13 protein-coding genes and 2 pseudogenes are annotated in these 12,406 nt (G+C 56.5%); 7 read left to right on the top strand and 8 right to left on the bottom strand.

What is annotated here, in order from left to right; genetic code table 11:
* The first annotated feature begins 118 nt into the window (after positions 1–118).
* Entirely contained in the window at positions 119–1,171 is a 1,053-nt protein-coding gene (locus SBC1_RS35135) for an IS630 family transposase (RefSeq protein ID WP_165105861.1), read from the top strand.
* A 360-nt stretch (positions 1,172–1,531) separates the two neighbouring features.
* Here SBC1_RS35135 and SBC1_RS35130 read toward each other — a convergent pair whose 3' ends face one another.
* The gene (locus tag SBC1_RS35130) at positions 1,532–2,449 is read right to left on the bottom strand and encodes a LysR family transcriptional regulator (protein ID WP_165105865.1); all 918 of its coding nucleotides are present in this window, start codon (positions 2,447–2,449) and stop codon (positions 1,532–1,534) included.
* 150 nt (positions 2,450–2,599) lie between these two features.
* Between SBC1_RS35130 and sdhC the strand changes: the two genes are divergently transcribed.
* The 5 genes from sdhC (at position 2,600) to hemH (ending at position 7,029) form a co-directional block, all read left to right on the top strand.
* Entirely contained in the window at positions 2,600–3,010 is a 411-nt protein-coding gene (sdhC, locus tag SBC1_RS35125) for a succinate dehydrogenase, cytochrome b556 subunit (RefSeq protein ID WP_165105869.1), read from the top strand.
* Between the two features lie 2 nt (positions 3,011–3,012).
* Entirely contained in the window at positions 3,013–3,387 is a 375-nt protein-coding gene (gene sdhD / locus SBC1_RS35120; protein ID WP_089162203.1) for a succinate dehydrogenase, hydrophobic membrane anchor protein, read from the top strand.
* A gap of 3 nt (positions 3,388–3,390) precedes the next feature.
* Positions 3,391–5,169 (top strand): succinate dehydrogenase flavoprotein subunit, encoded by a 1,779-nt coding sequence (gene sdhA, locus SBC1_RS35115; RefSeq protein ID WP_165105877.1) that lies wholly within the window; start codon positions 3,391–3,393, stop codon positions 5,167–5,169.
* 15 nt (positions 5,170–5,184) lie between these two features.
* Positions 5,185–5,889 carry a succinate dehydrogenase iron-sulfur subunit gene (locus tag SBC1_RS35110; protein WP_165989152.1) on the top strand — a complete coding sequence of 235 codons (705 nt, stop codon included), beginning with the start codon at positions 5,185–5,187 and terminating at the stop codon, positions 5,887–5,889.
* Positions 5,890–6,003: 114 nt separating this feature from the next.
* A complete protein-coding gene (gene hemH / locus SBC1_RS35105; RefSeq protein WP_165105884.1) occupies positions 6,004–7,029 on the top strand; it encodes a ferrochelatase in 1,026 nt (341 codons plus the stop codon).
* 149 nt (positions 7,030–7,178) lie between these two features.
* Here hemH and SBC1_RS35100 read toward each other — a convergent pair.
* The 7 genes and pseudogenes from SBC1_RS35100 to SBC1_RS35075 form a co-directional block, all read right to left on the bottom strand.
* Positions 7,179–7,387, bottom strand: a pseudogene (locus SBC1_RS35100) (DDE-type integrase/transposase/recombinase); the annotation flags it as partial.
* 27 nt (positions 7,388–7,414) lie between these two features.
* Positions 7,415–8,047, bottom strand: coding sequence for an RNA polymerase sigma factor (locus SBC1_RS40205; RefSeq protein ID WP_241202512.1), 633 nt, complete (start codon positions 8,045–8,047; stop codon positions 7,415–7,417).
* Positions 8,030–9,028 (bottom strand): annotated as a pseudogene (locus SBC1_RS40200) (FAD-dependent oxidoreductase); the annotation flags it as partial. The gene SBC1_RS40205 and the pseudogene SBC1_RS40200, both read right to left, overlap by 18 nt.
* Before the next feature lie 78 nt (positions 9,029–9,106).
* A complete protein-coding gene (locus SBC1_RS40720; RefSeq protein WP_370469717.1) occupies positions 9,107–9,604 on the bottom strand; it encodes a DUF3429 domain-containing protein in 498 nt (165 codons plus the stop codon).
* On the bottom strand, positions 9,535–10,284 hold the full coding sequence (locus tag SBC1_RS35085) for an SDR family NAD(P)-dependent oxidoreductase (RefSeq protein WP_165105890.1): 750 nt from the start codon (positions 10,282–10,284) through the stop codon (positions 9,535–9,537). Before SBC1_RS35085 ends, SBC1_RS40720 begins: the two co-directional genes overlap by 70 nt.
* A gap of 49 nt (positions 10,285–10,333) precedes the next feature.
* Complete coding sequence (gene folE / locus SBC1_RS35080) at positions 10,334–11,083, bottom strand: GTP cyclohydrolase I (protein ID WP_165106612.1); 750 nt, start codon at positions 11,081–11,083, stop codon at positions 10,334–10,336.
* 10 nt (positions 11,084–11,093) lie between these two features.
* Positions 11,094–12,062, bottom strand: a complete 969-nt coding sequence (locus SBC1_RS35075; RefSeq protein WP_165105893.1) for a MerR family transcriptional regulator — start codon at positions 12,060–12,062, stop codon at positions 11,094–11,096.
* A gap of 87 nt (positions 12,063–12,149) precedes the next feature.
* On the opposite strand from SBC1_RS35075, the gene SBC1_RS35070 reads away from it, so the two are divergent.
* Entirely contained in the window at positions 12,150–12,404 is a 255-nt protein-coding gene (locus tag SBC1_RS35070; protein WP_370469718.1) for a hypothetical protein, read from the top strand.
* The last annotated feature ends 2 nt before the right edge of the window (positions 12,405–12,406 follow it).

Here is a 12,406-nt window from a genome sequence, read left to right as displayed (position 1 = left end):
ACCACACCGCTGACCTACGAAAAAGCCCGTATCCTGAGTGCACCCCAAACATGAGCTAGAGGCCCTAGTGGACTGTAACACTTATAAAGGAAGTATCATCATGTTTAAGGGGGACGTGATGACACTGACTGATAGTGAACGACTGGAACTCGAGGCGCAGGCCAAGGCAAGGACAGTTCGCGCAGATTCGGCTCGCCGGGCGCGCTTGATTTTGCTGCTGGCCGAAGGTCGAACTTGGGCAGAGATCCGCGCTAAGCTCGACTGCAGCGACAGTTACATTGATCGTTGGAGCAAGCGTTTTAGCACGGACCGGCTGGCGGGTTTGTTTGCCCGCCATGCCGGCCGGCAGCGCTATAAGGTGACGGACCGTATCGAGGCGCGCGTGCTGGCGCGCACTATCAAACATAATCCGACGGACGGCTCGACGCACTGGTCTTCGCGCAAACTGGCTGCGGAGTTGGGCGATATCTCGCATATGACGGTGGCGCGCATTTGGACAAAGCACGGCATCAAACCGCATCGACTCGAGGGCTATCTTGCCTCTAATGATCCGGACTTCGAGACCAAGGCGGCTGACGTGATCGGGCTGTACTTGGATCCGCCCGCACACGCTGCCGTATTCTGTGTCGATGAGAAGACCGCAATTCAGGCGCTGGATCGCAAAGACCCGGTATTGCCGCTTTCGCCCGGGCGCGCAGAGCGTCACGGATTCGAATATTTCAGGCATGGCACGTTGTCCTTGTACGCGGCCTTCAACACTCAGACCGGCGAAGTGCTGGGCAAGACTGCAACTCGTCACACGTCAGCTGAATTCGTCGCCTTTCTCAGAGACATCGTGGCAAATCAACCTCGCGGCAAAGACATTCATGTGATCGCCGATAACCTCTCAGCTCATAAAACCAAGCAAGTCGATGCGTTCCTGGACGAACACAAAAACGTTCATATGCACTTCACTCCAACATACTCGTCTTGGTTAAATCAGGTCGAACTGTGGTTCGCCAAGATTGAGCGCGATGTCATTGCGCGTGGCGTCTTCACGTCCGTGCCTGATCTCAAGCGCAAGCTCATGCGCTATATCCGCCACTACAACAAACAACCTAAGCCCATCAAGTGGAAGTACTTCGATCCTTCGCGTCGAATCACTCCCGATTCAAGCGTTACGGCCCACTAGTGCGAGCCTCATTTTAGCGTACGAGGGCAAGTGGTAACCCGATGCTGAAAGGCGTGAGTGACTTCACAAAGGACGTTCAGTGATAGCGTTGTTCAGAACGACCGTAGTTCGGACTTGCCCGCTTTGAGCAGCAGCCCTTTGCCGCGCAGGAACGCGTTGACTGCTCCGGCGTCAGGGCGGCAGTTTGTGTCTCTAGTAGGTGCCCGAGCGACAGGCTCGTGCCCTCGTCCGGTAGCCGCATGCGGCGGTTATCCGTCATGGCAAACCGGCTAAACGGTTGCACGTCATACATCGCTTCTGTAATCACGGGATCACTCAAAGTGACCGGGTCTTAGCTCGTGAGCTAAGGTTCGCGATGTTTCAAGATGTCTCAAAAATGAGTTCTTTTTCGTTAGCAGGTAACCTTCGAGCGATCGCGAGAAAGTTGCGGATTTTAACGTCGCTAGGCTCTGAATGCGAAGCTAATGCGAGGCGAATTGAAACGTTTCCAGGGAGCACCTCGGCGTACGTAATGCCATCAATTCGAATTTGACAAACAGATGAGGGTACTAACGAGACTCCGAATCCTGCCGCAACAAGATTTACCACTGACGACAATTGTGGTGCCTGCTGCCCCTCGCGTGGAACAAAGCCTGCGTTTTGACAAGCGCCTAGGATGACATCATGTAGCGTAGGACTAACTGCGCGTGGAAGCAAAACAAACGGATCTTCAGAAAGGTCTGCGAGCGCGACCCGCCGTTTTTGGGCCAGTGGATGGGTGCTCGGAAGAACGATCTTCATCGATTCAGTAGCAATGTGGTCTAACTGAACGCCAGTTGGCGACTGTCCTCCCAGGCGAACAAAAGCAACATCGATGCTGCCGTCGTGCAGGAATTCAAGAAGTTGAACGGTGTTGCCCTCAGCGAGGGTTAGCCTAACGCTGGGGAATGACTGTCGGTAGGCTTGAATCAGCTTCGATACGATTGGGTTGAAGGCAGCCGAGCCGGTGAACCCGATATTAAGTTGACCCAGTTCTCCACGAGCGGCGCTCTGCGCCTTCTCGACAGCCTGGCGTGCGTCTTGAAGAAGCCTTTTCGCATCGATCGCAAAAGCGTCACCAGCCTCGGTTAGAACCACGCCGTGCCCAGTTCTGCGAAACAGCCGCGTTCCGATTTCCTTCTCCAAAGCATGAATTTGCTGACTAAGTGGCGGCTGACCAATGCCCAGCCGTTCAGCCGCGCGCGTAACGTTGCGCTCTTCAGCGACTGCTAAAAAATATCGAATATGGCGTAATTCCATACGTTATCTGTTTAAGCTATTTCAGAAAGACCCGATAGATATTGGACAGCATATCACCGATGCGACAAAATAAGGCGTCGCGGGCGAGCAAGCGGGTGCACTGCGATGTCGCTAGCAGGTGGTGTCTTGTCAGTAAGGGAGGGGTCTAGCATGGCTGAAGCCGCAAAAAAACCAAGACCTGAGTACCGGAATATCGGAATTGCTCAGCTAGCAACCTACCGCTTGCCACTAGCGGGAAAGGTGTCCATTCTTCACCGGATCAGTGGTCTGCTTCTGTTTGTATCGCTGCCATTTCTGCTCTATCTGCTGGACCAAAGCCTGACGTCGGAGATCAGTTTCGACGCCTTCAAGGGCTTTCTCGCCAATCCCCTCGTCAAGATCGTCGTCCTCGTGCTTTCGTGGTCCTTCCTGTTCCACTTTTGTGCAGGCATCCGCTTCCTGCTGCTCGATACCCACCGTGCAGTGAGCAAGGAAGGCGGCAAGCAGACGTCCATCGTCGTGCTCGCGGTGTCATCTCTGCTGACAATCGTCGTTGCGCTTAAACTCTTCGGAGCCTTCTGAGAATGGCAGCGAATAACAACAATCGAATCGGTCCCAAGCGTCTCGTCGTTGGCGCGCACTACGGTTTGCGCGACTGGTTGGCGCAACGCATTACCGCCGTCGTGATGGCCCTGTACACGCTGGTCCTGCTGTTCTGGTTTTTCGGCGCACGTGATTTTTCGTACGACGGCTGGGCATCCATTTTCGCCATGCAATGGATGAAGCTCGCCACCTTCGTAGCCTTGCTCTCGCTCTTTTATCACGCGTGGGTCGGCATTCGCGACATCTGGATGGACTACGTCAAGCCGGTCGGCTTGCGCCTGTTCCTGCAGGTGGCGACGATCCTTTGGCTGGTCGGCTGTATCGGCTACGCGGCACAGATTCTCTGGAGAGTGTAAAGAATGGCTGCAATTAAAACGTCCCTGCCGCGTCGCCGTTTCGACGTAGTTATCGTGGGTGCAGGTGGTTCCGGCATGCGCGCGTCGCTGCAACTCGCTCGCGCGGGTTTGTCCGTCGCGGTGCTGTCGAAGGTATTCCCGACGCGTTCGCACACTGTCGCGGCTCAAGGCGGTATTGGCGCGTCGCTCGGCAACATGAGCGAAGACAACTGGCACTACCACTTCTACGACACCATCAAGGGCTCCGACTGGCTCGGCGACCAGGATGCGATCGAATTCATGTGCCGTGAAGCGCCGAACGCAGTCTACGAACTCGAACACATGGGCATGCCGTTCGACCGCAACGCGGACGGCACGATCTATCAGCGCCCGTTCGGTGGCCATACGGCGAACTACGGTGAAAAGCCGGTGCAACGCGCTTGCGCCGCCGCCGACCGTACCGGCCACGCGTTGCTGCACACGCTGTACCAGCAGAACGTCGCGGCCAAGACGCACTTCTTCGTTGAATGGATGGCGCTGGACCTGATCCGCGACGCCGACGGCGACGTGCTCGGCGTGACCGCCATGGAAATGGAAACCGGCGACGTCCATATTCTCGAAGGCAAGACCACGCTGTTCGCCACGGGCGGCGCGGGCCGGATCTTCGCGGCATCGACCAACGCGTTCATCAATACCGGCGACGGACTTGGCATGGCGGCCCGCTCGGGCATCGCTTTGCAGGACATGGAATTCTGGCAATTTCACCCGACTGGCGTGGCCGGTGCGGGCGTGCTGATTACCGAAGGTGTGCGCGGTGAAGGCGGCATTTTGCGCAATTCGGACGGCGAACGCTTCATGGAACGTTACGCGCCGACGCTGAAGGATCTGGCGCCGCGCGACTTCGTTTCGCGTTCAATGGACCAGGAAATCAAGGAAGGTCGCGGTGTAGGTCCGAACAAGGACCACGTCTTGCTGGACCTGTCGCATATCGGCGCCGAGACGATCATGAAGCGGCTGCCGTCGATCCGCGAGATCGCGATGAAGTTTGCGAACGTGGACTGCATCAAGGAACCGATCCCGGTCGTGCCGACCATCCATTACCAGATGGGCGGCATTCCTACGAACATTCACGGTCAGGTCGTGGGTACGCTGAAGGGCGGCTACGAAGAGCCGGTCAACGGTTTCTACGCGGTCGGCGAATGTTCGTGCGTGTCGGTGCACGGCGCGAACCGCCTTGGCACGAACTCGCTGCTGGACCTGGTGGTATTCGGCCGCGCGGCCGGCAACCACATCATCAAGCATGCGCTGGACATGAAGGAACACAAGCCGCTGCCGGCCGATGCCGCCGACGCTGCGCTTGAACGCCTCGCCGTGCTGGAGAACTCATCGTCGGGCGAATACACGCAGTCGATCGCCAACGACATCCGCGCGACCATGCAGGCGCATGCCGGCGTGTTCCGTACGTCGAAGCTGCTGTCGGAAGGCGTGGACAAGGTCAAGGAATTGTCCGAGCGCGTGAAGCATGTGCACCTGAAAGACAAGTCGAAGGTGTTCAACACGGCGAAGGTCGAAGCACTGGAACTCGCAAACCTGATCGAAGTGGCGCGTGCCACCATGATCTCGGCCGAAGCGCGCAAGGAAAGCCGCGGCGCGCATGCGCACAGCGACTTCGAAGTTCGCGACGACGACAACTGGATGAAGCACACGCTGTGGTTCAGCGAAGGCGACAAGCTCGATTACAAGCCGGTGCACATGACGCCGCTGACGGTCGAATCGGTGCCGCCGAAAGCGCGTACCTTCTAAGGCAAAGGAATCGAAATGGCAAAGCGTACTTTTGAAATCTACCGCTACGATCCGGACAAGGACGCGGCGCCCCGCATGCAGACGTACGAGATCGAGATCGACTCGCACGAGCGCATGTTGCTGGACGCGCTGCTGAAGCTGAAGTCGGTCGACGAAACGCTGTCGTTCCGCCGTTCGTGCCGTGAAGGCGTGTGCGGTTCGGACGCCATGAACATCAACGGCAAGAACGGCCTGGCTTGTTTGCAGAACATGAACGACCTGCCGCAGAAGATTGTGCTGCGTCCGCTGCCGGGCATGCCCGTTGTGCGCGACCTGATTTGCGATTTCACGCAGTTTTTCAACCAGTATCACTCGATCAAGCCGTACCTGATCAACGACACGCCGCCGCCGGAAAAAGAGCGTCTGCAAACGCCTGAAGAACGCGACGAGCTTGACGGTTTGTATGAGTGCATTCTGTGTGCTAGCTGCTCGACTGCATGCCCGAGCTTTTGGTGGAACCCGGACAAGTTCGTGGGTCCGGCGGGCCTGTTGCAAGCCTATCGATTCATTGCGGACAGCCGTGACGAAGCGACGGGAGAACGACTCGACAACCTGGAAGATCCGTACCGTCTGTTCCGTTGCCATACGATCATGAATTGCGTCGATGTTTGCCCGAAGGGACTGAATCCTACGAAGGCTATTGGCAAGATCAAAGAATTGATGGTGCGCCGCGCTGCCTAATTGTCGCTTGACTCTTCGCATTACGGAAAATTTCCGTTCTCGCCTTTTTCCTAGCTTTTATTCAATGATTATTCGTGCAGGAATCCGAAATGTTCAATTCGCTAAGGGCCATGTATGACTGAGCATGCCCTATTGCTCGTGAACCTTGGCTCACCTGCATCCACCGAGGTGGGAGATGTTCGCCGCTATCTAAACCAGTTCTTGATGGACCCTTACGTCATCGATGTGCCATGGCCTGTACGGAGACTTCTGGTGTCGCTCATCTTAATAAAGCGGCCAGAGCAATCCGCACATGCATACGCCTCTATATGGTGGGACGAAGGCTCGCCGCTGGTGGTGCTGACCCGGCGCCTCCAATCAGCCATGCGTTCCCGATGGACCCAAGGTTCTGTGGAAGTAGCCATGCGCTATGGCGAACCTTCGATCAAGTCAGTATTGACACGGCTTGCCGCGAGGGGCATCAGAAATGTTACCTTAGCGCCGTTGTATCCGCAGTTTGCCGATAGCACCGTGACCACCGTAATCGAAGAGGCGACAACGGTGGTCCGCGAGCAGAGATTGTCGATGAAGTTTTCCTTGGTACAACCATTCTACGATCAGCCTGAGTACCTCGACGCGCTGGCCGAGAGCGCGCGGCCTTGGCTACAGACCCACAATTTTGATCATCTGCTTCTGAGCTTCCACGGTTTGCCCGAAAGACACCTGAAGAAGATCGATCCCACCGGCCATCACTGCCTCGGTACCAGAGATTGTTGTCTTAATGCGCCGCCCAATGTGCTGGCCTCGTGTTACCGCGCGCAATGCATGCGCACGGCCGCGAGCTTCGCCAAGCTGGTGAACATCCCTGATAATAAATGGTCAGTGTCGTTTCAATCGCGGCTAGGACGGGCAAAGTGGATCGAACCCTACACGGAGGCGCGACTCGACGAGCTCGCGAGACGGGAAGTAAAAAAGTTACTGGTGATGTGCCCGGCATTTGTTGCAGATTGCATCGAGACGCTCGAGGAAATCGGCGACCGAGGTCGAAAGCAGTTCCTCGCAGCGGGGGGCGTAGATTTGGTTCTGGTGCCATGTTTGAACGATGACCCGCGGTGGGCGCGGGCCTTGGCCGCGTTGTGTGAGCGCGCTCAGCCAGAATAAGTGTATGTTGGTTTCTTGGGTGTTCGTCACTTTTGCTAAGCGGAGGCGATGCGCTGAGCAATCCGCAGCGGGCATAGCCCGTAGCAGATTCCTCGGTTGTATCGCGATAAGATAGGCAAGGCGAGAAAATTGTGTCATGGTATGGATACCTACATGACTGACGAATAGAACTGTTCGGCAGCGGTTCGCGCGATGCCATCAACTTTCATCTGCCCTTTCCTGATATGTGCATCGCTTCGATTCCGGACAGGATGATGCGGGTGCAGCGAAAGTTCTTGAAACCCATCATGGGCCTAGCTCGGCGTTTGGTAGCCCGATGGTCCTGCTCAACGATATTGTTCAAATACTTGACCCACCGGGTCCATCTCAATAGACCCACTTATCTTCATTGACTTCGGCCTTCAGGAAAAACGATGTTGTTCCGTTTGGCCAGGTCGCGTTGGGTGCACGCACAAAGCGAAGCGTCGTCGCTCAGCTCCGCCGATTCCAATAGAAATCCTAGCGAAGCCAGACTGCGGCGAATCCACGATTTCACTGTGCCCTGAGGGACAGCCAGCGACTCAGCGATCTCTGAATGCGACTGGCCCTTGAAATACGCAAGTGCAATCGCCTGCCGTTGCATGGGTTTCAGATGTGCCAGGCAGACGGAAAGGTGTGTAGCCTCGAGCGCCCGCTGCAGCGCCATTTCAGGAAGAGCGTCGACTGACGTGTCAACGCAGTCGAAGTCTTCAGGCAGTGCTTCGGTGCGCGGAGTTCGACGGACCATGTCAAGAGATTGGTTCCTAACGATTGTGAACATCCAGGTCATTGGCGAAGATAACTCAGGATCGTACGATTTTGCCTGACGCCATACTTTGAAAAAGACTTCCTGCAGGACTTCCTCGGCCCACTCGCGCTTTCGCGTGATACGCAGCGCCACTCTGAAGAGGGGGGTAAAAGCGAGTTTGTACAACTGCTGAAACGCTACCTCATCGTTGTCCTTTATGCGTTCGAGGAGGCTCGTCGGCAGCCGCTTCATGATGGTCTCGGCGCCGATATGCGACAAGTCCAGCAAGACGTGGTCCTTGTTCGGACCGACACCGCGGCCTTCCTTGATTTCCTGGTCCATCGAACGGGAAACAAAGTCGCGCGGCGCCAGATCCTTCAGCGTCGGCGCATAGCGTTCCATGAAGCGCTCACCGTCCGAGTTACGCAGAATCCCGCCTTCGCCGCGCACGCCTTCGGTAATCAGCACGCCCGCGCCCGCTACACCGGTCGGGTGGAATTGCCAGAACTCCATGTCCTGCAAAGCGATGCCCGAACGAGCCGCCATGCCGAGTCCGTCGCCGGTATTGATAAACGCATTAGTCGATGCCGCGAAGATCCGGCCCGCGCCGCCCGTGGCGAACAACGTGGTCTTGCCTTCGAGAATGTGGACGTCACCGGTTTCCATTTCCATGGCGGTCACGCCGAGCACGTCGCCGTCGGCGTCGCGGATCAGGTCCAGCGCTATCCATTCAACGAAGAAGTGCGTCTTGGCTGCGACGTTCTGCTGATAAAGCGTGTGCAGCAACGCATGGCCGGTACGGTCAGCGGCGGCGCAAGCGCGCTGCACCGGCTTTTCACCGTAGTTCGCCGTATGGCCGCCAAACGGACGCTGATAGATCGTGCCGTCCGCGTTGCGGTCGAACGGCATGCCCATGTGTTCGAGTTCGTAAACCGCGTTCGGCGCTTCACGGCACATGAATTCGATCGCATCCTGGTCACCGAGCCAGTCGGAGCCCTTGATGGTGTCGTAGAAGTGATAATGCCAGTTGTCTTCGCTCATGTTGCCAAGCGACGCGCCAATACCGCCTTGGGCCGCAACGGTGTGCGAACGCGTTGGGAGCACCTTCGAAAGCACCGCGACCGACAGACCCGCGCGAGCGAGTTGCAGCGACGCGCGCATGCCGGAACCACCTGCACCTACGATAACTACGTCGAAACGGCGACGCGGCAGGGACGTTTTAATTGCAGCCATTCTTTACACTCTCCAGAGAATCTGTGCCGCGTAGCCGATACAACGGGCATGCCGGTGACCTCACTACCCAAGCCCGCCTCATAACATTCCGGCAATTAAAGAGAGTGCGCCGATCGTGGTGAGTGAAATGCGCATTTGAAAATACCAGCGTGGTAGCTCGCCTGCCTTGTAAAATCTCAAGTCTGCCGCGAGACACCCTACGAGTACGGCCGCCATCGCGACAAGCGATCCCGATTTGTCGATGCTCAGTGCGACCCACGCTGCTATCGAGGGCACAACGCTCCATCCAAGGCCAGGACGGTTCTTGCTTGACGTCGAAATCCCGATTCCCCAGTGCACAGCGCCAACAAAAGACACAATGCACGCCCCGTAGGCGAGTAATGCGTGCCTGAGAAAATTCAGGTGTGAACCAGACGTATGCACGAGCAACGCCAGGCCAACGAACGGAATGAGCCCGGCATAGCCCAGTGATCTGGGGAGTGCGGTATTGGTGGTCGGCAAAGGGGTCACGCTTTCACCGTGTGTTGAAGCGCTCCGTGTCCACCGTCGACACCAATTTGCTGGCCAGTGATCCATCCCGCGTCCTTACTGAGCAGGAATTCGATAAGTGCCGCCGTGTCGTCGCCGGTGCCCAGCCGTCCCATCGGATTGAGCTTTGCCATCCGCTCAGCCGCCTCCGTTGTCCGCGTGAATTTCGCCGAGATGGCAGACGCTGTGAGACTAGGGTGCACGCAATTAATGCGGATGTTTCGTTCGGCATACGTCGCTGCTGCGGTCGCCGCGAGCGCCGCAACTGCTGCTTTTGCGCCTGCAATAGCCTCGTGATTGGCAAATCCGGATCTCGTCGCCACCGTACCAACAAGGACCGCACTTGCGTGTTCGCGATGTTTCAATTGTGCGATGACAAACGCGCGTAGCACATGCCACGCGCTCAAATAGTTCTGTTTCGTTGTAGTGTCGAGCTCTTCAGGAGTGGTGAGATGAAGCGGCTTGATCAGGATCGAACCCACGCAGTGCGCGAGCCCGGTCACGGGTCCAAAGCGTTCTTCTGCGATCTTGAGAACGTTCGGGGATGAAGAGGCATCGGTCGCATCTGCGACGACGCTAAGGGCCCCGGGGCTAAGTTCAGCGGCAAGCGCTTCGAGCTTGCCTGAATCGCGCGCGCTCAGCACGACGTTGACGCCCCGCGCATCAAGACGACGCGCTAGCGCTGACCCTATTGCCCCTGTCGCGCCCGTGATCCAGACCGTTTCCATTGACTGCTCCTGATTCCATACTGACAAACTGCATTGCGACGCCAGAGGCCTAGTCGCGCTGGGGAAGCAAAGTCAGAAATTCATTCCTTAGCGCCGGGTCTCGACGAAAGGAGCCGCGCATGATGCTATTAACCATTTTCGATTGATCATCCTTGACCCCGCGCCAATGCATGCAAAAGTGGTCTGCTTCAAGAACGACTGCGAGTCCGTCCGGCTTCAGCTTTTGTTCCAGAAGGTCGGCAATTTGCGAAACGGCTTCCTCCTGAATTTGCGGTCGCTTCATCACCCAGTCGATCAACCTCGCGTACTTTGATAAGCCGATTAGATTCGAATTTTCGTTTGGCATCACACCAATCCAGATCCGGCCCATGATCGGGCAGAGATGATGGGAGCACGCGCCCCGGACCCGAAGCGGACCTACGATCAGCAATTCATTTATATGTTCGACATTGGGGAATTCCGTCAGTGGCGGCGCAGCCTCGTAACGGCCCGCGAAGACTTCGCGAATAAACATTTTTGCGACCCGCTGTGCCGTGTCACGTGAATTGTGATCTGCCTCAAGATCTATGACCAACGAGCGCAACACATCCTTCATCTTGCTCGCTACTTCTTGCTGAAGAAGGTCGAGCTCGCCCGCTCTGAGGTAGGGCGCGATGTTGTCGTTTGCGTGATAACGCACGCCGGCATCGGTCAACCGGCTCCTGATTCGCTGCGAAAGCGGTACCCCCTCATCCGGGTAGGCCGGCGCCGGGTTCTCATCGAGTAGAGTATCGGAAAGATCGTGCACGAGTTGATCCATGTTTTTAAGTTCAGACTTGGTTTTCAGACGAATTTTCTTGCGGCTCATCGCCGATTTTGAGTCCTTCTGCGCGGGACACGCGCTCAAGCGCGGTCTCGATCATTGAACGCGCTCTGTTGGCGACATCGGCAAGATGGCGGTGCAGCGCGGCGTCGGCTGGTGATCTGGATACGCACTCGTCGCTGTAGGTTTCGAAATCTGACAGTTTCATCACGAGTTCAGCGAGATGGCGCGGACATTCACAAGCTATGGTGGGTGATAAGCTGGCGATCGCGAGCAAGGAGCTATCGGAGAAACGACGCGGCGCCCGTGTCCATTGGAAATCTGCAGCGTGTAGACGCTGAAACAAGTCGTCGACTATCTGGGGAATATCCAATATTCCTAACGATTCACGATGCAGCCGGACGCCCGCAAAGCGAAGTGCTTCGATCGCTATGGTTGTTCCAAATCCGTATGCAACGGTGACTGCGTCAGCTTTGAGCGATTTAGCAAGATGCAGGATCTCTTGTGAGGTTTCTTCCTGTAGCGACGCTATGTGCACCAGCAATGCTTCGGCTCTTGAAGTGGCACGAGATTGGGCTTCTTCCAGCGTGTTGTAAAACACGACAGCGGGGGGGGTCAATCCGTTTCCGTTCAACCGGCCTATCGGCACGCTGCCAATGATGATCAAGTTCCACTTCCGGAGTCCAGGAGGGCCGCGCATGTCAGCTTCAGCGTGGCCGGCGATTTCCTTGAGCTGTTCGATGTTGAGCTTGGCGATGGATCCGATTGCATGACCGAGGTTGACCAGTACCTTCAGCAACACGATGCGCTTTACATCTTCTTCGGAATAGAGCCGGTGGCCCGTATCGGTTTTAGCCGACGGCGCAACTTCGTAGCGGCGTTCCCATATGCGAAGTGTTGCGACGGGCATGTTTGCTCTTCTTGCCACAGCTCCACTTCGAAATCTCGGCGTTTCCGATTCGTCTACTTGGTTCATCTGCTTTTCTCCGGCATATGAAACGATGTTATAACGAAATATGCTATCGGTGAATCGATATTATCGTTTCATTATCGTTTCAACCTGATGAAAAATTATCGGGAGCGCCGCGTGCGTGGTTTTCGTGATCCCGAACGCACGCAAGCGTCCCTGTCGAGCTTCGGACCGATCCGGCAATATTTAGCACTGGAGCGACATCCACTGCGTCCGGCTTTTTACCGAAAACAACTTGGGGAGCGCTTTGCGCGCGTGGCATCGCTTCACGAAAGCTTTGCGAAAATCCGTCCAGCTTTTGAAGAAATTCAGCCCATAGAACTGCTGCCAGTCACCTGTGGGGAGTAGTT

Source organism: Caballeronia sp. SBC1 (genome assembly GCF_011493005.1).
GTDB lineage: Bacteria > Pseudomonadota > Gammaproteobacteria > Burkholderiales > Burkholderiaceae > Caballeronia.
The sequence above is the reverse complement of the archived record's forward strand: the minus strand, read 5'-3'. Positions and strand labels throughout refer to the sequence as shown.